General features: G+C 68.7%; 17 protein-coding genes. 8 read left to right on the top strand and 9 right to left on the bottom strand.

Annotated elements, in window-relative coordinates; genetic code table 11:
- Positions 1 to 3: 3 nt before the first annotated feature.
- Positions 4 to 774 (bottom strand): isocitrate lyase/phosphoenolpyruvate mutase family protein, encoded by a 771-nt coding sequence (locus BEP68_RS06030; RefSeq protein ID WP_053095782.1) that lies wholly within the window; start codon positions 772 to 774, stop codon positions 4 to 6.
- Positions 775 to 937: 163 nt separating this feature from the next.
- Between BEP68_RS06030 and BEP68_RS06025 the strand changes: the two genes are divergently transcribed.
- Together BEP68_RS06025 and BEP68_RS06020 are read left to right on the top strand one after the other, a co-directional pair.
- Complete coding sequence (locus BEP68_RS06025; protein WP_187249501.1) at positions 938 to 2,353, top strand: RNB domain-containing ribonuclease; 1,416 nt, start codon at positions 938 to 940, stop codon at positions 2,351 to 2,353.
- 40 nt (positions 2,354 to 2,393) lie between these two features.
- Positions 2,394 to 3,086, top strand: a complete 693-nt coding sequence (locus BEP68_RS06020) for a nucleotidyltransferase domain-containing protein (protein ID WP_187249500.1) — start codon at positions 2,394 to 2,396, stop codon at positions 3,084 to 3,086.
- Positions 3,087 to 3,093: 7 nt separating this feature from the next.
- Here BEP68_RS06020 and BEP68_RS06015 read toward each other — a convergent pair whose 3' ends face one another.
- Together BEP68_RS06015 and ispG are read right to left on the bottom strand one after the other, a co-directional pair.
- A complete protein-coding gene (locus BEP68_RS06015) occupies positions 3,094 to 3,960 on the bottom strand; it encodes a hypothetical protein (RefSeq protein ID WP_187249499.1) in 867 nt (288 codons plus the stop codon).
- A gap of 83 nt (positions 3,961 to 4,043) precedes the next feature.
- Positions 4,044 to 5,195 carry a flavodoxin-dependent (E)-4-hydroxy-3-methylbut-2-enyl-diphosphate synthase gene (gene ispG, locus BEP68_RS06010; RefSeq protein WP_187249498.1) on the bottom strand — a complete coding sequence of 384 codons (1,152 nt, stop codon included), beginning with the start codon at positions 5,193 to 5,195 and terminating at the stop codon, positions 4,044 to 4,046.
- Positions 5,196 to 5,425: 230 nt separating this feature from the next.
- Between ispG and BEP68_RS06005 the strand changes: the two genes are divergently transcribed.
- Positions 5,426 to 7,309 carry a chorismate-binding protein gene (locus BEP68_RS06005; RefSeq protein WP_053095777.1) on the top strand — a complete coding sequence of 628 codons (1,884 nt, stop codon included), beginning with the start codon at positions 5,426 to 5,428 and terminating at the stop codon, positions 7,307 to 7,309.
- A 43-nt stretch (positions 7,310 to 7,352) separates the two neighbouring features.
- On the opposite strand, the gene BEP68_RS06000 is transcribed toward BEP68_RS06005, so the two are convergent.
- Positions 7,353 to 8,669 (bottom strand): M50 family metallopeptidase, encoded by a 1,317-nt coding sequence (locus BEP68_RS06000; RefSeq protein WP_150115054.1) that lies wholly within the window; start codon positions 8,667 to 8,669, stop codon positions 7,353 to 7,355.
- An 82-nt stretch (positions 8,670 to 8,751) separates the two neighbouring features.
- On the opposite strand from BEP68_RS06000, the gene BEP68_RS05995 reads away from it, so the two are divergent.
- The 3 genes from BEP68_RS05995 (at position 8,752) to BEP68_RS05985 (ending at position 11,820) form a co-directional block, all read left to right on the top strand.
- On the top strand, positions 8,752 to 9,324 hold the full coding sequence (locus BEP68_RS05995) for a hypothetical protein (RefSeq protein ID WP_056278422.1): 573 nt from the start codon (positions 8,752 to 8,754) through the stop codon (positions 9,322 to 9,324).
- Between the two features lie 88 nt (positions 9,325 to 9,412).
- Positions 9,413 to 10,108, top strand: a complete 696-nt coding sequence (locus BEP68_RS05990; RefSeq protein WP_187249497.1) for a YcnI family protein — start codon at positions 9,413 to 9,415, stop codon at positions 10,106 to 10,108.
- A gap of 89 nt (positions 10,109 to 10,197) precedes the next feature.
- On the top strand, positions 10,198 to 11,820 hold the full coding sequence (locus BEP68_RS05985) for a Mur ligase family protein (protein ID WP_187249496.1): 1,623 nt from the start codon (positions 10,198 to 10,200) through the stop codon (positions 11,818 to 11,820).
- Positions 11,821 to 11,904: 84 nt separating this feature from the next.
- On the opposite strand, the gene dxr is transcribed toward BEP68_RS05985, so the two are convergent.
- Positions 11,905 to 12,987: a 1-deoxy-D-xylulose-5-phosphate reductoisomerase gene (gene dxr, locus BEP68_RS05980; RefSeq protein WP_187249495.1), complete on the bottom strand. Its 1,083-nt coding sequence runs from the start codon at positions 12,985 to 12,987 to the stop codon at positions 11,905 to 11,907.
- Positions 12,988 to 13,023: 36 nt separating this feature from the next.
- A complete protein-coding gene (locus BEP68_RS05975; RefSeq protein ID WP_056278410.1) occupies positions 13,024 to 14,013 on the bottom strand; it encodes an FKBP-type peptidyl-prolyl cis-trans isomerase in 990 nt (329 codons plus the stop codon).
- 123 nt (positions 14,014 to 14,136) lie between these two features.
- On the opposite strand from BEP68_RS05975, the gene BEP68_RS05970 reads away from it, so the two are divergent.
- Positions 14,137 to 14,916: a lysophospholipid acyltransferase family protein gene (locus tag BEP68_RS05970; protein WP_187249494.1), complete on the top strand. Its 780-nt coding sequence runs from the start codon at positions 14,137 to 14,139 to the stop codon at positions 14,914 to 14,916.
- A gap of 12 nt (positions 14,917 to 14,928) precedes the next feature.
- Here the strand turns inward: BEP68_RS05970 and BEP68_RS05965 are convergent, their stop codons facing one another.
- The gene (locus BEP68_RS05965; RefSeq protein WP_187249493.1) at positions 14,929 to 15,423 is read right to left on the bottom strand and encodes an OsmC family protein; all 495 of its coding nucleotides are present in this window, start codon (positions 15,421 to 15,423) and stop codon (positions 14,929 to 14,931) included.
- 79 nt (positions 15,424 to 15,502) lie between these two features.
- Between BEP68_RS05965 and BEP68_RS05960 the strand changes: the two genes are divergently transcribed.
- Complete coding sequence (locus tag BEP68_RS05960) at positions 15,503 to 16,498, top strand: asparaginase (RefSeq protein WP_187249492.1); 996 nt, start codon at positions 15,503 to 15,505, stop codon at positions 16,496 to 16,498.
- A 19-nt stretch (positions 16,499 to 16,517) separates the two neighbouring features.
- Here the strand turns inward: BEP68_RS05960 and BEP68_RS05955 are convergent, their stop codons facing one another.
- Together BEP68_RS05955 and BEP68_RS05950 are read right to left on the bottom strand one after the other, a co-directional pair.
- Positions 16,518 to 19,292: an FtsK/SpoIIIE domain-containing protein gene (locus BEP68_RS05955; RefSeq protein ID WP_187249491.1), complete on the bottom strand. Its 2,775-nt coding sequence runs from the start codon at positions 19,290 to 19,292 to the stop codon at positions 16,518 to 16,520.
- 57 nt (positions 19,293 to 19,349) lie between these two features.
- Positions 19,350 to 20,168 (bottom strand): PP2C family protein-serine/threonine phosphatase, encoded by an 819-nt coding sequence (locus tag BEP68_RS05950; protein ID WP_053095767.1) that lies wholly within the window; start codon positions 20,166 to 20,168, stop codon positions 19,350 to 19,352.
- Between the last annotated feature and the right edge of the window lie 172 nt (positions 20,169 to 20,340).

The following is a 20,340-nucleotide window of genomic DNA, read 5'->3' as shown; positions in this document are numbered from 1 at the left end:
GCGTCAGTTGAGCGCGGGCAGGCCGTTCGGGATCACGCCGCCCGCGTAGAGGCTTGCCGCAAGATCCTGGACCGCGGTCAGGGCGACCCGCTGAGGGAGCGGGCCGTAGGAGATGCGGGCCACACCGAGCTTCTCGTACTCCGAGGCGGCGAGGGTGCCGGGGAGCCCGATGACGCTGAGCTTGCCCTCGCCGAGCCCCTCCACGAGCTGACGCGTGATGTTGGCGTCGAGCATGCCCGGAACGAAGACAGCCGTGGCGCCGGCGTCGAGGAACGCCCGGCCGCGCTGGATCGCATCGGCGATGCTCTCGGCGACAGGACGGTGGCCGGCGCGCACGAAAGCGTCGGTACGAGCGTTCAGAGCGAACGGAACCCCCTCGGCCTCGGCGGCCTTGACGATGGCCTCGACGGCCGCGACCGACTCGTCGAACGGCTTCAGGCGGTCTTCGACGTTGGCACCCACCACGCCGGCGCCGATCGCGAGTCGCGTGGTCTCTCCTGCGTCGCCGTATCCGTCGTCGAGGTCGGCGGTCACCGGAACGGAGACGGATGCGGCGATGCGGCCGACCATGTCGATCATGATGTCGCGGGTGATGGTGCCGTCCTCGAAGCCGAACGAGGCGGCGATGCCGTGTCCGGCCGTCGCGATCGCCTTCGTCTCGGGAAGCTTCGCGACGGCGCGGGCGGACACGACGTCCCACACGTTCACGACGCGGAGGATCTCCGGAGCTTCGTAGAGTCCGATCAGGGTCTGGGCTTTCGCAGCAGTGGTCATGTCCCCACGCTAACGCCCAGTATTCCGGTCAGGGCCGGACGGACACGCGAATCTCAGGTTCCGGGTGGTGCGCATCGCTGCGGCTGACGGCTCGGCCACTCGGCTCCCGCGGTGCTGCCCCGACGGCACCGGCTCGCGAAAGCGAAGGATCTAGTGTGGGGTCATGCCTCAGCGCCGATCCCACGTTGCTCCGTCAGCCGCGCAGACCGAGCTCGCCGTCGCGCTCGCCACCCTTCGGGAATCTCTGGGCGCCCCCACGGACTTCCCTGCGGCGGTCCTGGCGGAGGCTGCAGCCTCGGATACTGCCACCCCAGAGCTCGATCTGCGCGACATCCCGTTCGCCACCCTGGATCCGCTCGGGTCGCGCGACCTCGACCAGGCCTTCCACCTCGAGCGCCGAGAATCCGGCTACACCGTCCGCTACGCGATCGCCGATGTACCCGCTTTCGTGCGACCGGGCGGCGCTGTCGATGCGGAAGCCCGTCGGCGAGGTCAGACCCTGTATGCAGCGGACGGCACGATCCCGTTGCATCCGAAGGTGTTGAGCGAGGATCGTGCGTCACTGCTGGCTGATGTGGATCGCCCCGCGCTCGTCTGGACCTTCGCGTTGGATTCCGCGGGAGTCGTCGAGGAGTTCCGGCTCGAACGAGCGCTGATCCGCTCGCGCGCGCAGCTCGACTACGCCAGCACGCAGGCGGCACTCGATCAGGGCGAGGCGGGTCCCGCCGAGCTCCTGCCGGAGATCGGCGCGCTCCGCGTCGCGCAGGAGAAGCTGCGGGGCGGTGCGAGCCTGAACCTGCCGGACGAAGAGGTCGTGCGGGGCGTCGACGGAACCTTCGCCATCGAACGCCGGCATCCGCTTCCTGTCGAGGAATGGAATGCTCAGCTGTCGCTCATGACGGGCATGGCAGCCGCGTCGCTCATGATCGACGCAGGCATCGGGATCCTGCGGACGATGCCCCAGCCCGACGAGAAATCGTTCGAGGCGTTCCGCCACCAGACCGAGGCCCTCGGCCGGCCGTGGACGACCGGCAGGTATGGTGACTACCTCCGCGAGCTGGACCGCGAAGACCCCATGACCCTCCCGATCCTCGAAGCTGCGGCGTCCCTGTTCCGCGGAGCGGGGTACGTGACCTTCGACGGCCCGGTGCCGCCCGACACGGAACAGGCGGCGATCGCCGCCCCCTACGCTCATGCCACCGCACCATTGCGGCGTCTCGTCGACCGCTGGTCGCTCACTGTCTGCCTCGCCGCGTCCGAGGGTCGCGAGGTTCCGGGCTGGGTGCGCGAGTCCCTCGCCGAGCTTCCTGCACTGATGCAGGAGTCCGGCCAGCGTGCCTCCCGACTCGATTCCGCGACGATCAACTGCGTCGAGGCTGCGCTGATGACACCGCTGGTCGGCGCATCCGTCGACGCGACCGTCATCGAGATGCGCGGTGAGCGCGCGACCGTCCAGATCGCCGATCCCGCCGTGACGGCCTCCGCCCCTGTGCCGCCCGACACCGTCCCCGGCGCGATCGTGCGCCTCCGTGTCGAGCGGGTGGACATCACCCGAGGCGAGATCGAGTTCGCCGTCTGACTCACCGGGAACGCACGCGGAGGAACGTTACGCTGGCGGCGTGGACCACCTCGCCATCGCTGAACGATTCGTCGACGCTCACTATCCCGGGGCAGACGTCGCGGTAGTGGCGGGGAGCACCGCGCGCGGAGAGCGGACACCATCGAGCGACATCGATCTGCTGCTTCTCGGCGACCGCCTCTTCGCGGTCGAGGAGCAGACGAGCGAGGCCTCGACGCACGAGTTCGAGGGCGAGATCTTCGAGGTCTTCGCATACACCCCAGCGGGATTCGACGAGTGGGCCGACCGCGGCGTCGCACAGCATCGACCGGTGACGGTGCACATGCTCGTCGAAGGCATCGCGATCCGAGACGACGGTCGCCTCTCCGCGCTGCGCGCTCGATGGCAGAGCGTGCTCGACGACGGCCCCTCCCTGAGCGCGAAGGAGTCCGCCTTTCGCCGATACGTCATCACCGATGTGCTCGACGATCTCAGGGATGCGACGGATGCGCTGGAGCAGCAGGTCGAGGCCGCCATCCTGTTCGAGAGGATCGCGGAGCTCATGCTGTTGAGCGAAGGACGCTGGACGGCGACGGGCAAGTGGCTTCCGCGACGGCTTCGGAGCCTCAGTCGCGAGCGTGCCGACCTCCTCAGCACCCCTCTGCTCGCGCGCGACTACGCCGCCTTCGCCGCCCGGGTCGAGGACGAGCTCATCCGCGCGGGCGGCCGGGTGCAGAGCGGCTTCGTGCGCTGAGCGGGGCTCAGGATGCAGGCACGGCCCGCGTCGTCATGACCAGCAGCTGCGGATCGGTCAAGTCGAGTGTCACTGAGATCGAGACGAACTCGGCGAGGGACGCCACGTGCGTGCCGCCGCAGAGGATCTCGGCCGTGCCCTCGGGCAGGTCGCAGTGCCAAGTACGGCGGTCCACGATCGTCGGGCCTTCGGTGACCACCCTGCTCGATGCGCCGGAGGCCACCCATTCGGCCAGCTGAGCGTTGATCGCCGCCTCGCGCTCAGCGAGCGTCGTCGCGAAGGTCTCCGTGTCGAAGCCTGCCCGGCGCAGGCTCTTTCCCAGTCGGTATTCGTCCACAGCACCGTCGACGTGGATGCGGCTGGACTGATTGGCCTTCCCCTCGAAGTTCGGGTTGCCCAGAGCATCCTCGCCCGGGTCCTTCCGCCAGAGGTCGGCGAGAGCCAGGTCGAGCGCCAACGACGCGAGGTGGCAGGCCGTATGTCCGCGGCTGAGACCAGCCCGCCGGGACGAATCGACCGACAGCTCGACACGTGCGCCCTCGACCAGCCAGGACGGGGCCTCCCCCTCCAGCGGATGACCGACGAGCCATGTCCATCCCTCGGCGCCGCGCTTCACCGGGATGTCGGATGCTACGGCGAACTCGCCCTCGTCGGAGACCGCTGCCATCACAGCCTCGGAGACGCGGACACTCGAACCGTCCTGCGCGATCTCGCCGCCGTCTCCCGGCTGATCGGGCCAGGTGTGGTCGACGGGGTGGAAGGGCGTCGCGTCGACGACGACGACGACACCCGCGGGAGTCGACTCGACTCGCGCGACGGTGCTCGAACCCGAGACGTCGCCACCGGCGAAGGACACGACAGTTGACGAGGACATGGAGCTCCTTGAGGTGTGCTGGATGGTCGCCGTCCCCGCCGACAGGACCCGCTTTCGAGTCCGAGCGAGGGAACGCTCCGCGGTCAGACCGTGACGACCTGCGCGGTGCCGAGAGGCGCTTCCGGCCCCATGTCGGCCGCGATGCGGTTCGCCTCTTCGATGAGCGTCGCGACGATGTCGGCCTCCGGCACGGTCTTGATGACCTCGCCCTTGACGAAGATCTGTCCCTTGCCGTTGCCCGAGGCGACCCCGAGGTCAGCCTCCCGCGCCTCGCCGGGACCGTTCACGACGCATCCCATGACGGCGACGCGCAGCGGCACCGTCATGTCTTTGAGACCCTCGGTCACGTTCTCGGCGAGCGTGTACACGTCGACCTGCGCGCGCCCGCACGAGGGGCACGAGACGATCTCGAGCTTGCGCTCTCGCAGGTTCAGCGACTGCAGGATCTGGTGACCGACCTTGACCTCCTCGGCCGGCGGTGCGGACAGTGAGACGCGGATGGTGTCTCCGATGCCCTCACCGAGCAGGATGCCGAACGCCGTGGCGCTCTTGATCGTGCCCTGGAACGCCGGACCGGCCTCAGTCACACCGAGGTGCAGCGGCCAGTCGCCCCGCTCGGCGAGCAGGCGGTAGGCCTTCACCATGACGATCGGGTCGTTGTGCTTGACCGAGATCTTGAAATCGTGGAAGTCGTGCTCCTCGAACAGCGACGCCTCCCAGACGGCACTCTCGACGAGGGCCTCAGCCGTCGCCTTGCCGTACTTGGTGAGGATGCGCCGGTCGAGCGACCCGGCATTGACACCGATCCGCAGGGAGACACCCGCGGCCTTGGCCGCCTCCGCGATCTTGCCGACGTTGCCGTCGAACTCCCGGATGTTCCCGGGGTTCACACGCACGGCGCCGCATCCCGCATCGATGGCGGTGTAGATGTAGCGCGGCTGGAAGTGGATGTCGGCGATCACCGGGATCTGGCTCTTCATGGCGATGATCTTCAACGCGTCGGCGTCGTCCTGATGAGGGACGGCGACACGGACGATCTCGCATCCGGACGCGGTCAGCTCGGCGATCTGCTGGAGCGTCGCGTTGATGTCCGTCGTCTTCGTCGTCGTCATGGACTGCACGGTGACGGGAGCGTCACCACCCACGAGCACCTTGCCCACCTTGATCTGGCGAGACTTGCGGCGCGGGGCGAGGACTTCGGGGATCTTCGGCATCCCAAGATTCACTGCTGGCACAACCCCCAGCCTACGCCGCCTGAATGCACACAGGCTGGATGTCGTCCGGCTCGGATGCGCGTCACACGACCGGGAACGCGGCGTTCGGTGTGATAGCTTTCAGCCCATGCTCGCGAACTTCACCTGGTGGCCCGCCTCTTAGGCGGTGTGTTCGCGTTCCCACGAATCCAGACCGCCTCCGGGGCGGTCTTTTCGTTGAGCCGAGCCGGAGCCACGCACAGGAGACACCGATGACCCTCTCACGTCTTGCCGAGCTCACCGCAGATCCCACGGCCTCGTTCGTGCTGATCGCCCGCGACGGCGCCGACACCGTCGAGCTGCTCACAGGCGAGGTCGTCGACGTCGACCTGCTCGCCGACATCCCGCTCACGATCGAGGGCACCCCTCGCGAGATCTTCGCCATGGTGCCGTACCGCCAGGTGCGCGAGCGCGGGTTCGTCGCCCAGGACGACGGCGCGCCGCTGCGATGCATCGTGGTCGACGAGCATCTGCATCTCCCGGCTTCCGAACTGGTCGCCGAACTCCCTTCCGCCCCTGTCCCCCTTCGTGACGGCGGCTTCGACATCGCCGACGACGACTACGCCCAGATCGTCGAGACCGTGATCGCCGACGAGATCGGACGGGGCGAGGGCGCGAACTTCGTGATCCGCCGCGACTTCACCGCCGAGATCGACGTCGACGACCGCACGGCGGCCCTCACCTGGTTCCGCGCCCTGCTCACGCACGAACGCGGCGCCTACTGGACCTTCGCGGTCGTCACGCCCGGACACATCGCCGTCGGCGCGAGCCCCGAGGCGCATGTCGTCGCGCGAGGCGGCGTCGTCACCATGAACCCGATCTCGGGCACCTTCCGCCACCCGGCCGGCGGAGCGACTCGGGACACCCTGGTGGACTTCCTCTCGTCGACCAAGGAGACCGAGGAGCTCTTCATGGTCGTGGACGAGGAGCTCAAGATGATGAGCGCCGTCTGCTCCGACGGTGGGCGCATCACCGGCCCGCATCTGAAGGAGATGTCCCGCCTCACGCACACGGAGTACATGCTCCGCGGGCGCAGCACGCTCGACCCGCGGGACATCCTGCGCGAGACGATGTTCGCGCCGACGGTGACGGGCTCGCCGATGCAGAACGCATGCGCGGTGATCCGCCGGCACGAGAAGAAGCCCCGCGGATACTACTCGGGCGTCGCCGCATTGTTCACTCCGAATGTCGACGGCGGTCACGACCTCGACGCCCCGATCCTCATCCGAACCGTGTATCTGCAGAACGGATCGCTCAGCGTTCCGGTGGGTGCGACCCTGGTTCGGCACTCGGATCCCCACGGCGAGGTGTCGGAGACGCATGGCAAGGCCGCTGGAGTGCTCGGCGCGATCGGAGCGATCGACCGAGACCGCGTCGCCGAAGCCCGCGACGACGCGGACGCCCCGGGTCGGCCGCAGACGCTTGCCGACGACCCCGCGGTCTCGGAGCTCCTCTCGTCCCGCAATGCGCGGCTCGCGGACTTCTGGTTGAATCCGCAGGGCGACGACCTGAGCGGTCCTTTCGCCGGGCGATCGGCGATCGTCGTCGATGCAGAGGATCGTTTCACCACGATGCTGGCGCATCAGCTGCGCCACCTGGGACTCGACGTCGCGATCCGCGCCTGGAGCGACGCCGACGACGCGGAGCTCGATGCAGCCGACCTCGTTGTCGCGGGTCCGGGCCCCGGCGATCCCCGTGACGTCGAGAGCGACCGCATCACTCGACTGCGTGAGGTCGTGTCCCGACGTGTCGACGCCGAGGCGCCACTGCTCGCGGTGTGCCTGAGCCACCAGATCCTCAGTGATCGCTTCGGCATCGAACTGACACCCCTCGCGGCGCCGCACCAGGGGCTGCAGAAGGCGGTGCCCGTGTTCGGCGAGAACGCCTCGATCGGCTTCTACAACACCTTCACCGCCAGGGTTGCTCCGGGCACGACGTCGATCGGCTCGGTCGAGGTGTCGGCAGACCCGGAGTCGGGCGACGTCTATGCGCTTCGGGGCGACCGCTTCGCGTCGGTGCAGGGGCACCTGGAATCGATCCTGTCCCGCGACGGCATCCGCACTCTCGAGCGCCTGGTCACGCACGCGCTCAGCTGATCCTCGACCGGGCGCAGTCCGGTGGATCGGCCGCACCGGCCGCTCAACCTCCGAAGAGCTTCACGGGGTTGAACACGTCGGCGAGGAGCAGCACGGCCCCCATCGCGATGAGAAGCGTGGCGACGACGACCGTGAGCGGCACGAGCCTGGTCGCGTCGACGGGCGCGGGCGGCGGACGACGGAACAGCTTCGCCCAGGCGCGCCTGATGCCGTCCCACAGGGCGACCACGACATGACCGCCGTCGAGCGGCAGGAGCGGAATCAGGTTGAACACGAACAGGGCCACGTTCAGGGAGCCGAGAAGTCCGAGAAGCACGGAGAACCGATTGAGGACCGGCGCATCGGTCGCCGCGACCTCACCGGCGATGCGTCCGACCCCGACGACGCTCAGGGGTCCATTCGGGTCCCGCTCCGAACCGGTGACCAGTGAGACGCCCACGTCCCAGATCCGAACGGGAAGGGTGACGATCATCGACCCCACGCGGGCGACGGTGTCCGCGGCCATCTGGGGGCCGGCGGAGAGCGGCTGCGGCACGAAGCCCATCTGAGCGGCCATACCCACGTAGCCGACCTCTCGCACGACGGGTTGCCCGTCGTCGTCGAGGACGGGCTGCCCACTCGCATCCGTGATGGTGCGCTCAGCTTCGATAGGCGTGATGCTGAGCGTCTCCTCGGCACCGTCCCGCAGCACCACCATCTCCAGGGTCTCGCCCGGCGCCGCCTGCACGATGGCCGTCGCCTGAGCGAACGTCGACACCGGCTGCCCGTCCACGGACACGAGGACGTCGCCCGGCAGGATCCCGGCTTCTGCCGCGGGCGTGGCCGGATCGTCCGGCGTGCATTCGGTCGCCGATGAACCGGCGGGGAGCACGCACTCGTTCACCGAAGCGATCGTCGTGGTTCCCTGCTGGACGCCGATCCCGGAGACGAGGACGGTGAAGATCACGACCGCGAGGATCAGATTCATCAGCGGACCGCCGAGCATCACGATGACCCGCTTCCACACGGGAAGCCGGTAGAAGACGCGGTCCTCAGCACCCTCGGCGATCGTCTCGTCATTCGCCGTCCGTGCGTCCTGGACGAGAGCGCTGAACACGCCTTTCGCAGGCCCCGATGCGGCGGAAGCCGGGTACATCCCCGACATCGAGATGAAGCCACCGAGCGGCAGCAGCTTGAACCCGTACTCGGTCTCGCCGATTCGCTTGGACCAGATCCTCGGACCGAAGCCGATCATGTACTGGCCGACGCGCACGCCGAACAGCTTGGCCGGCAGGAGATGTCCGACCTCGTGCAGACCGATCGACAGACCGAGGCCGATCAGCATGAACACGATGCCGGCCAGATAGAGCAGTGCTTCCACTCCCCCAAGCTAGTGCTCGACGCCTAGGAATACGCCCCGAGAGCTGCACGGGGCGACCGCGTCGCACGGTTAGGCTTGTCCCGTGACCTCCCGCCAGCTGCGACTTCTGCGCGCAGCGACGGCATCCGGTGCTGCGACTCTCGTCGCCGCCGCATCGCACACCACCGCTGGCGGGGCCGCGCCGCATCCGCTCCTCGTGGTCGCCGTGGCGATCCTCCTGGTCCCGCTCGCCGCGCTGCTCATCGGCGTAGGGATGTCTCGCGCGCGGATCGCTCTGACGGTGCTGATCAGCCAGGGGCTCTTCCACCTGGTGTTCCAGCTGCTCGGCACGCCGACCGGAACGGCGGCACCGGCGGGACATCAACACCACCTCGATCTCGCAGCTCTGGGCCCGGTGGTCGCGACGACCGCCCCCGACTCCCTCATGCTCATCGGCCACGTCGTCGCGGCGATCCTCACCACTGCGCTGCTGTGCCACGGCGAATCGTCGGTGCGGGCCATCGCCGGATGGGTGCGGGCTCGCCTTCGTCACGCGGTCGCCGTGTTCCGCCCTCTGTCCGAGCCCCCCGCGCTCCCCGTACTCTCGATCCGGCTGCCGGATCAGGACCTTCTCGCTGCGTCGGTCTCCCGCCGCGGGCCTCCCGCACTCGTCTGATCTCGCATCGCCTCCCCGAGGCGTTTCCCCTTCCCGCGGACGACGCGCACACCGACGCGCCCGCAGATCAGCACACAGGAGTACCACCATGCGTTCCACCAACACCCGCACCACCCGTCGCAACGTCACCGCAGGCCTCATCGGGGGTGCCATCCTCGCACTCGCCATCCCGGCCATGGCCAGCGCACACGTCAGCGTCAGCCCCGACGAGCTGACTGCAGGAGACCACGGCGTTCTGACCTTCTCGTTCGCGCACGGCTGCGAGAACTCTCCGACCACCTCGCTGAAGGTCACGATGCCGGAGGGGCTCGCGTCGGTCGCGCCCACCATGGACAGCGACTGGACGATCGACATCGAGAAGGGCGACGACGGACTCGTCAGCGCCGTGACGTACACCGCCGTCGCACCGGTGCCCAACGACCTGCGCGGAGCGGTCAGCATGGCGGTCGGCCTCGACGAGAACACACCCGCTTCTCTCGCTTTCCCCGTGATCCAGAGCTGCGTCGAAGGCAGCACCGAATGGACCCAACTCGCGGAGGACGGCGAGGACCCGCACAGCCTCGACGCGCCCGCTCCCGTGGTCGAGGTGACCGCGGCCGCTGCCGGCGGGCACGGCGAGCATGACTCTGCCGAAGATGCCGGAGATGCAGACTCCGCCGGTGCGGACGCGGCCGACGATGCGGGATCCGCGAATGCGGTCGGCACGGCGCTGGGCGCAGGCGGCCTCGTCGCCGGCATCGCCGCGCTCGTGGTCTCGGTACTGGCGTACCGCCGCGCGGCGTGACGCGCCGGCACGTCTCCCCGATCGCATGCGGCCGGGGAGACGTGCCGCACCCGGTCATCGCGCCGCGGGCGTGAGATCATGAAAGGGACATGTCGATTGAACAACAACCGAGCCTGCCTCCCGTGCTCCGCCCCGCGAACCCGCCCCGGCGTGAGCTGTCCGAACTCGCCTCTCGATTCGCACGAGACGTCCGTGGCGAGGTGACCGGTGTCACCCTGTCCGGCATCACCCTGGCCACCGCCGATCTCCGCCCCGGCGAGGCGTTCGTCGCGATCCGAGGCGTGAACCGCCACGGCGCCGATTTCGCGGTCACCGCCGCGGAGAAGGGCGCAGTCGCGATCATCACGGATGAGGACGGCGCCGAGATCGCCGAGCCCGCGGGCCTGCCCGTGCTCGTGGTGGACGACCCGCGCGCAGTCCTCGGCGCGCTCAGCGCCTGGGTCTACGGCACCGGCGCAGGCGAGCCGCTCCCGCTGCTGTTCGCGACGACCGGGACGAACGGCAAGACGAGTGTCTCGCACCTCCTCGAGGGCATCCTCGACCAGCTCGGCGTCGTCACCGGACTCTCATCGACCGCCGAACGACACATCGCCGGCGAGGTGATCGTGTCGAGACTCACCACTCCTGAGGCATCCGAGATGCACGCGCTCCTCGCCTTGATGCGCGAGCGCGATGTCGAAGCCGTGGCCGTCGAGGTCAGCGCGCAGGCGCTCTCACGTCATCGCGTCGACGGCATCCGCTTCGACGTCGCCGGCTTCACCAACCTCAGCCATGACCACCTCGACGACTACGCCGACATGGAGGAGTACTTCGAGGCGAAGCTGCCGCTCTTCCGTCCGGATCGAGCGACCCGCGCAGTGGTATGCCTCGATTCCCCGTCGGGCGCCACGGTCGTTCAGCGCTCGGAGATCCCCGTGGTCACCGTCGGCACGCCCTCCATCGCCGCCGACCCCGATGCCGCGGCCCGTGCCGACTGGGTCGTCGTGATCGACGACGAACGCGCGTCCGGCACCACGTTCACTCTCACCGGCCCGGCAGGCAGGCTCACGACGACGGTTCCCGTGATCGGTCCGCACATGGCCGCGAACGCAGCACTCGCCATCGTGATGCTGCTCGAGGGCGGCTACGCCTGGGATCGAATCGCCACGGCACTCGATCGCGACGGTGGCATTCTGGCGCACCTTCCCGGTCGCACCCAGCTCGTCTCCGGCGACTCCGGCCCGGTCGTCTTCGTCGACTTCGGGCACTCCCCCGACGCGTTCGAGAAGACGCTCGCCGCGGTCCGCCGTGTCACACCGGGCAAGGTGCTGATGCTCTTCGGCGCCGATGGCGACCGCGATGCCAGCAAGCGCTACGACATGGCGCGCACGGCCGTCGAGGGCAGCGACATCCTCGTCGTCACGGACCACCACCCCCGTTTCGAAGACCCTGACTCGATCAGAGCCACTCTCGTGGCCGGCGCACGCGCCGCGCGCCCGGACGCGCAGATCCATGAGTACTCGCCTCCCGAGACGGCCATCGTGGCGGCCGTGGGCCTGGTCGGCGAAGGCGACTCGATCCTGTGGGCGGGACCCGGCCACCAGGACTATCGCGACATCCGGGGCGTTCGCACGCCGTACTCGGCCCGCGAGCTGGCGCGTCGTGCCCTCCGAGCAGCCGGATGGCCCGTGCCCGATTCGCACTGGCCGGTCCCCTACCCGGACGAGGACTGAACCGGGAGCGGCTGCCGTCGACGACCGCATCCGCGCCCGGGTCGACCGCGCGGCATGGGCGGAATACCGCCCAGAACCGTTCGGTCAGGCTCGAGCAATGAGCTGGTCGGCTTTGCGGCGCGCCCACTCCTCGGCATCCGCCAGCGACTCGACCGTCAGCGTCTGCGGGGGCTCGTGGGAGTCGACGACCCGAGAGATCGTGTCGACGATCCCGAGGAACGGCAGGCGACCCTCGTGGAAGGCATCGACGGCCTGCTCGTTGGCCGCGTTGTATACCGCAGGGAAAGTGGCAGCCGCACGACCGACGGACTTCGCGAGATCGACCGCCGGAAACGCGTCGTTGTCGAGCGGCTCGAAGGTCCAGGAGGTCGCCTGAGTCCAGTCGAGCGGGCGACCGACGCCGCCCACACGGCTCGGCCAGTCGAGACCCAGCGAGATCGGCAGACGCATGTCGGGCGGGGACGCCTGAGCGATCGTCGAGCCGTCGATGAATTCGACCATCGAATGCACGATGGACTGCGGGTGCACCACGACCTCGATGTCGTCGTAGGCGACATCGAACAGCAGGTGCGCCTCGATCACCTCGAGTCCCTTGTTCACGAGCGTCGCGGAGTTCGTCGTAACCATCCGGCCCATGTCCCAGGTGGGGTGCGCGAGCGCTTCCTGCGGCGCGACATCGAGCATCTGATCACGCGAACGGCCGCGGAACGGACCACCGGATGCCGTCACGACCAGGCGGCGCACCTCGGCGTGCGTGCCGCTTCGCAGCGCCTGGGCGAGCGCCGAGTGCTCGGAGTCGACCGGGACGATCTGGTCAGGGGCAGCTGCTGCGCGCACCAACTCGCCTCCGACGACGAGGGACTCCTTATTCGCGAGAGCGAGCGTTCTTCCCGCCTTCAGCGCCGCGAGAGTGGCGCCGAGTCCGATCGATCCGGTGATCGCGTTGAGAACGACGTCAGCCTCGACGTCACGCACGAGCTGCTCGGCCTCGGTCGCGCCGAGCGCGATGTTCTCGACCCCGAAAGCGGCAGCCTGCTCTGCGAGCATCTCGGCATTCGTTCCGGCCGCGAGCCCGACGAGTTCGAAGCGACGTGGATTCGCCCGGATGACGTCGAGCGCCTGTGTGCCGATGGAGCCGGTGGAGCCGAGGACGATGACGCGACGCATGCCGCCAGCCTATGGCAAGCCCTCGACGCCTCCGTCTTACTGGGCCTGTTCGATCGGCGTGGTCGCGAGGATGTCGACGACGAAGACCAGGGTCTCGCCGGTCAGATCGGTGTCGTTGATCTCGCCCTCGCCATAGCCATCCTTCGGAGGCATGGTGACGATGACCTGCGAACCGACCTTCTGGCCCTCGAGTGCCATCTTGAAGCCCGTCACGACACCGCTGGTCTGGAACTGCGAGGGAGCTGCATCCCGGCTCCAGCTGGAGTCGAACTCCGAGCCGTCCGACCACTTCACACCGCGGTACTGCACAGTGACCAGGTCGCCTGCGCCGACGACGGCGCCGTCGCCCTGCTTGAGGACGGCCACCTCCGTCTCGGCGGGAGCATCGGAGTCCGGGAGCGTGATCGTCGGCGAGCCCTCGTCGTCGAGCTTCACGGTCGGCATGCCTTCGGTCGCGTCGACATCAGAGCCGGATGCGGTCGTAGGAAGCTGTTCGATCGTCTCGACGTAGAGGACGCTCGGGTTCATGCCCTCCTGCGCGGCGGGGAGCGTCAGCACGACACTCGAACCGATCGGGAGGCACTCGGCCGCCACCGTGAACACCGTGGACTGCGTCGGGTCGACGATCTGCTGAGGCTGCTGCACCGCGAGCAGGGCTGACAGTACCCCGTCGGGGCCCCGCTCCGAGGTGCTGAGCACCTCGTTGGTGGTGGCGTCGATGAGCTGGTAGCGCAGAGACACGAGATCGCCGGGCATGACGTCATCGCCGTCACCCTCGACGACGACCGAGCGCTCGGCCTCCGCGAGGTCGGTGCCCGCCGGCACCGTGACCTTGGCGTCTGCCCCGGATCCCTCGACAGTCACGGCATCGGAGCCGGCGCCCGACGCGATGTCCGCCAGGCAGGAGGTCTCGGCGGCAGGGTCAGGAGTGCTCGTGGACTCGGGGTCCGAGCCTCCGGCGCACCCGGCCAGCAGAAGGGTCGCCGCGGCGACGGTGGACAGGACGATAAGCGGACGCTTGCGCACAGTGGAACCTCAGGATCGCGGGCGGGACACCCCATCATCCCCCATACCCCTTTGCCGATGCTGGGAGACTCGCTCCGGCGCTTCATTCCCACTGGGGCATGATCGCCGGGGTAATCTGCTCTGATGACGTCAGAGCAGTCCGTGGAGCCCGAAACTTCGCCCGCAGAGACTGAGAAGCCTCGACACGCCGGCTTCGCCTATGCGCTCGGTCGCAGCCTCATCACGCCCCTCGCGCGCACGATCTACCGGCCCCGCATCGAAGGCAGGGAGAACGTCCCGAAGGACGGCCCGGTCATCTTCGCGAGCAACCACCTGTCGTTCATCGACTCGATCGCGATCCCGGTCGCCGCACCGAGGCCCGTGCACTTCCTCGCGAAGTCCACGTATTTCGAGGGCCCTGGATTCAAGGGCTGGCTCAGCAAGACGTTCTTCGAGTCCATCGGGGCGATCTCGGTCCGCCGTGGCGCGGGGAAGGCCGCCCTCGACGCACTCGACGTGCAGCGTCAGCTTCTCGAGGAGGGCCTCGCTGTCGCCCTCTATCCGGAGGGCACGCGCTCGACGGACGGACGCCTCTACAAGGGACGCACCGGCGTGGCGTTCCTCGCCCTGCAGACCGGTGCGCCGGTCGTGCCGGTCGGCCTCGTCGGCACGGACAAGGTGATGCCCGTCGGCGCCAAGATGCCGACCCTCAAGGAGCGCATCACCGTGCGCTTCGGCGAACCTCTCGACCTCTCGCCCCACGGACCCGCCACGAGCGGGCGCGCCCGCAGACTCGCGACGGACGAGATCATGGCCGCGATCCATGCCCTGTCCGGGCAGGAACTGGCGGACGCCTACAACGAGGCTCCCGCGCAGGGCACCATCGAGAAGATCAAGCAGGCGCTGCCCCACGAGCGCCGCTGACGCCGCCGCCGCTCAGCTCTGCTCGGCGCGGACCGAGGCTTCGTGCCGCACGGGGAAGTTCATCGAATTCGCGATGAAGCACCATGCGTTCGCCTGGGCATGGGCACGTTCGGCCGCCTCTATCATCGAGGCGTCCGCGACGACGACCTCGGGCCGCAGCATCACCTCGACGAACGCGCCGCCGCCGCGCCCGTCCTCTCGCATCATGCCGGAGGCCGTATCGCGGTAGGAGACGACGACGACGCCAGCCGTCACGCACGCGTGCAGATACGAGAGCAGATGGCACTGCGACAGGGAGGCGAGGAGCAGATCCTCAGGGTTCCACCGGGACGGATCGCCACGGAACGGCTTATCGGCTGAGGCCAGGATGTCGGGCTTGCCGTCGACCTCGAGCGTGACATCGCGTCGATACTCGCGGTAGCCGCTGGTGCCGGTGCCAGAGTTTCCGGTCCAGGTCGAGGTGAGTGAGTAACGGTGCTCGCCGAGCGGCGCGAGTCGATCTGCCATATCGACAGTCTGCCACTCGACTCTGCCGGACGATGTGCCGGTGGCACGGTCGACACCCATCCGACGATATCCTGGGGAGGTGCTGGAGACTCTCACCGTTCAAGATGCCGTGGAACTCGCCGTCGTCGAACGCAGCGGGTTCATCGAGTCCCGCCACGCGGGGGCGGCGGTGGTCCTCTCCCCCGACGGCGACATCGTCGCTCGATACGGCAACGCCGACGCCCTGATACTTCCGCGCTCGAGCCTCAAGCCGCTGCAGGCCGTGGCGTGCATCACCGCGGGTGCCGCTCTGGAGGACGAGCAGCTCGCCATGTCGACCGCGAGCCACAGCGGCACGGATCGTCATGCCTCCGTGGTTCGCGACGTGCTCACCGAGGGCGGTCTCACCGAGGACCACCTGGGCTGCCCGCCGGCGTGGCCGGGCGACACCGCCGCTCGCGATGAGCTCGTGCGCGAACACGGCGCACAGACACGTATCCGCATGAACTGCTCAGGCAAGCACGCGGCCATGCTCCGTGCCTGCGTCGCGACGGGCTGGCCGACCGACAGCTACCTGGACCCGGCGCATCCGCTTCAGCTGCACATCCGCGACGTGATCGAGCGGCTCACCGGCGAGAAGGTCGCTCACACGGCCATCGACGGCTGCGGCGCCCCGGTATACGCGATCACGCTGACGGGCCTCGCCCGATCGATCCACCGGATCGGCACCGCCTCGGACCGCTCGCCCTTCGCCCTGCACCGGGTGGCCGGCTCGCTGGTGCGTGCGGTGCGTGAGCACCCGTGGACGATCGACGGCCCGGGGCGCCCGGACACCATCGCGATCGAGACGCTCGGCGTCTTCGCGAAGGGCGGTGCCGAAGGGATCATGGTCATGGTCGCCCCCAACGGCACGACCGTCGCGCTGAAGATGCTCGACGGCGGGGCGCGCGCGTCGACCATCGTGGCGGCAACTATGCTGGCGCGCGCAGGCGGGCTCACCGATTCGGACGTGGCGACACTCGCCGCCGCGCTGCCTCTCGAGGTGCTCGGCGGTGGGGCGACGGTCGGAGCCGTTCGTCCCGGCAGTGCCATCTGACCAGGAGACGACACGCTTCTCATCGCCGGGGCGCGAGTGCCGGGATCACGATTCGTCGGGGCCCGGAGTCGCCGACCAGCGACCACGCCCGGCCCGCATGCGGTCGCGAATACGGCGGGAGCTCTCGCACACCGGCGAGCTGCCGCAGCTCCGCGGCATTCTCGGCTCGGATGAGCACTTCGCCCTCGCGACGCACCCGCTGCCACAGCGTCCAACTGCGCTGCCACGCGTCTGCATCGCCGAGCAGGACGGTGGGACGCGTGTGTGCCTGAGCATCCCGCGGTTCGCCGCTCAGAGTGACGACGTCGCAGTCGGGATACGCAGCCGCCACTGACTCCGCCACCGCAGACACCCCCGGCGTGATGAGCGCCGTGAGGGCACGCCGCGGAGCCCAGCCGTCACTTTCCCGTTCCCGATATCGAGAGGTGCCACTGGATGAACCCGACGACCGCAGTCGCTCCTCGGGGACCCAGACCAGTTGGATCTCCCGATCCCCCATCCGCATCCGTCCCGGACCGCGCTGCGGATCGAAACCTGCGGAGTCCCCACCCGCAGCAAGGTGATCGACCCGACTCGGCATCCTGAGCAGCCCCCGACGCGGCAGCGCGTCGAGAAGCCGCCCGACAGGCCCCGATGCTCTCGTCGCCGTGATCGCGATCGTGCCTCCGGCCCCGTTGCGGAGGATCTGCTCCCAGAGCTGCGCCAGATGCTGGCCGTACTCGACGGACAGCTCGCCGATCCGGACGTCGATGTCGTCGCACAGCACGAGCCCTCCGCGCGGAACTCCCCCTTCCGCCAGAGCCACGACGGCGTCCCACGAATGCTCTGGATCGCTCGGTATCCACAGTGGATGCCCATGCTGCTTGGCCAGTGCACGCAAGGCCGAGCTGCGCCCCGACTCGGGTCCTCCGAGGAAGGCGATTCCTCGATCGGATCCGATCGACAGCCGCTCGAGTGGCTGCTCCTGACGTTGCGGATCGTCCGCGCGGCCCAGGATGACTTCGCCCTCCTTGCGTGTCTCAGCCTGAAGCTCCGCGAGAGGAAGCATCCGCGGCAGCACCGGCAGCCACGGGCTGCCCGGAATGTCGGCGTCAGCCCATCTCAGCGCGATCGCCCTGAGATCGGCGACGCCGGTCAGCGCTACTCGCATCGCGATCGGCGCAGCGTCCTGCGGGCGCCGAACCAGAGCCAAGCCCCTCGACTCGACGCCGCCCGGGAGCTCAGCCGCGTCGTCGGCACCGATGACGGCCCGACTGTCAGCGGCGTCCGCAACACGCAGGCTCACTCTCAGCGGACAGTTCGCCGCCAACGCATCGCGGATCACGCCGGACGCGCGCTGCGTCCCGAGGACCAGGTGCATGCCCAGCGCCCTTCCCCGAGCGGCGATGTCCGTGAACACAGCCCCGAGGTCCGGATGATCCTGGAGCAGCGCGGCGAACTCGTCGACCACGATGACCAGCCTCGCCATGCCGACCTCACGGACGTCTCGTGCGCCGGCCTCGGCGAGGACCGACTCGCGGCGCCGCAGCTCGGCGGTCAGGCTGAAGACGCCCCTCCGCGCCCCCTCCTCATCGAGGTCCGTGATCACTGCAGCCACCTGCGGGAGCATCCGAAGCGGTTCGAAGGCTGTGCCGCCTTTGAAATCGGCGAGGACGAATGTCACTCGATCGGGTCCATGGCGGCTCGCCATGGCCGTCACCCACGAGACCAGCAGCTCGCTCTTGCCCGTTCCGGTCGTGCCGGTCACGATGGCGTGCGGCCCGTCATCGACGATGTCGAGGAGCATGTCCTCCCGCTCACCACGGCCGATTGCGGCCGGCAGACCGTCGAGCGATTCCGGCTGCAGCAGGTCGCTGAGCGCCACCGACGCGGGGACAGAATCGAGTTCCTCTCCCTCTCCTGTGCGACTGACCCCGATCGCGATCGTCTGATCCCGGGACATGAACTCGGCGTCGACCTCGACGATCCCCTGCGCCGTGCGGACGCGCGCCCGGTGCGGCTCGGTGATGTCGATGACGGTCGTGATCCCTTCCGGAACATCGTCATCCCGATCCAGCAGCCAGATCACGGCGTCGGCCGTCGGTCGAGGATCAGCGCCCTGCACCACGGCCACCCGGAACGAGCCGCGCCGCGCGGCGTGGGCCTGCGGGAACCCCGCGAGCCCCAGCTCTTCAAGACGGGAGCCGACGATGGACATCTGGGCGGTGCCGAATCTGAGACACAGCTGCACCGCGAGCGCCCGCGTCGCGGCGGCGACGAGAGGATACGAGCCGCGCAGTCCGATGCCACCGCTGAGGGGCACCGTCACCGGCACCCGCTCGACCCTCGCGCATCGCATCCGGAAGTCCCGTACGCGCTCCCCATCCCCGCCCGAAGCGCGCACGCCGCTGTCGCCGGTACCGCTGCCGACGACGACCTGAGTGGCGGCGGCGGGTGGATCGAGGCCGCGCAGCGGCGGCTGCGCCAGGGCTGCCGCTGCGTCGGGATGTCGATGCCACCGCAGCTGACGCTCATCATCGTGAAGCTGCGTCAACTGAGCTTCGACGAGCGACCACGCAGCCTCGCTGTCGGTCGCAGCCACCCGCGATGCCTTGCGTCGGGATCGTGACCCGTCGATCAGCGACGCGATGATCATCAGGGGACCCAGAACCGCGAAGCACAGGGAGAACAGCGACCCGGTGACGAGCCAGAGAACCACCCCAGCGGCCATGGGGACGAGTGCCGCGACGAACGGCGTCGGGGGCCTACGAGCCGGTGCGGGGGCGGCAGGGATCGCGATCGGCAGAGAGTCCATGCCTCCAGTGGACCGCACATGCGGGGCTCAGAATCAGCCCTCCACAGTGAAAGGACGTCAGACGGAGGACTCGTCCGTTGTGGAGGAGGACTCGTCCGGCACCGAGGGCGACTCGTCCGCGATCTGCACGATGACGAGCGTCACGTTGTCGCGACCGCCATTCTCGAGTGCCGCAGCGAGCATCGCATCGACGGCGGCAGCCGGATCGGCGTTCTCGCGGAGGAAATGCTGGATGCCGTAGTCGGTCAGCTCCTTCGTGAGTCCATCAGAGCAGATCACGAAACGATCTCCCGGGCGCACATCGAGCGTGACGTAGTCGGGAGCGGTGAGCTCGCTCGCCCCGACCGCTCGTGTGATCACGTTGCTGTACGGATGACCTTCGGCCTCTTCAGGGCTGATCTTGCCTGCCGCGATGAGTTCCTGCACGACCGAGTGGTCGGTGGTGATCTGAACCAGGCGGTCGTCCCTGAGGAGGTACACGCGCGAGTCGCCGATGTTGAGCGACGTCCAATGCGGCTCGTCGCCCTCGAACTCGAGGAAGACTCCGGTGAGCGTCGTCCCTGTACCCTCGTCCGTGGTCTCCGGATGGTCGGCGATGTCGGCCACCGCCATCTCCAACGCACCCTCGATTGCGCCGCGATCGACCGCGCCGGCAGCGACCACGGCGTCGAGCCGCTTCACCGTGCTGCGGCTCGCGATCTCGCCGCCCGCATGGCCACCCATGCCATCCGCGACGATGAAGAGCGGATAGTCCGCGAAGAACGCGTCCTGGTTCGTCTCACGTCGCCGACCCACGTCGGTGACGCCTGCCCAGGAAAGGAGCAGCTGACGCTGCGCAACCGTGACGCGGCGCGTCTTCGTCGTCGTCTCAGCCACTCGTCGCCTCCGGATTTCCTGCGGTTCGGGCTACCCCAGGACACTCACATATCGTAGTGGACGCCGCGACGGCCGCACGCGCACCCCCGGCCATCACGCGGAGTCCTGCGGCGCCGACTCTGGGCTGCGACATGAGCATGCCTCCACGTTATCGTCTTCCACCGTTGCTCTT

It is taken from the genome of Microbacterium sp. 4-7, assembly GCF_014332665.1.
GTDB lineage: Bacteria > Actinomycetota > Actinomycetes > Actinomycetales > Microbacteriaceae > Microbacterium.
Note: the sequence above shows the minus strand (reverse complement) of the source record. Positions and strands in the feature narration are given on the sequence as shown.

Bases quoted from the DNA above. Each gene is read 5' to 3' on its own strand.
- BEP68_RS06025 (WP_187249501.1), top strand. From the start codon at position 938: ATGCCTCAGCGCCGATCCCACGTTGCTCCGTCAGCCGCGCAGACCGAG.
- BEP68_RS05955 (WP_187249491.1), bottom strand. From the start codon at position 19,292: ATGGACTCTCTGCCGATCGCGATCCCTGCCGCCCCCGCACCGGCTCGT.
- BEP68_RS06005 (WP_053095777.1), top strand. From the start codon at position 5,426: ATGACCCTCTCACGTCTTGCCGAGCTCACCGCAGATCCCACGGCCTCG.
- dxr (WP_187249495.1), bottom strand. From the start codon at position 12,987: ATGCGTCGCGTCATCGTCCTCGGCTCCACCGGCTCCATCGGCACACAG.
- BEP68_RS06030 (WP_053095782.1), bottom strand. From the start codon at position 774: ATGACCACTGCTGCGAAAGCCCAGACCCTGATCGGACTCTACGAAGCT.
- BEP68_RS05970 (WP_187249494.1), top strand. From the start codon at position 14,137: ATGACGTCAGAGCAGTCCGTGGAGCCCGAAACTTCGCCCGCAGAGACT.
- BEP68_RS05985 (WP_187249496.1), top strand. From the start codon at position 10,198: ATGTCGATTGAACAACAACCGAGCCTGCCTCCCGTGCTCCGCCCCGCG.
- BEP68_RS06015 (WP_187249499.1), bottom strand. From the start codon at position 3,960: ATGTCCTCGTCAACTGTCGTGTCCTTCGCCGGTGGCGACGTCTCGGGT.
- BEP68_RS05990 (WP_187249497.1), top strand. From the start codon at position 9,413: ATGCGTTCCACCAACACCCGCACCACCCGTCGCAACGTCACCGCAGGC.
- BEP68_RS05965 (WP_187249493.1), bottom strand. From the start codon at position 15,423: ATGGCAGATCGACTCGCGCCGCTCGGCGAGCACCGTTACTCACTCACC.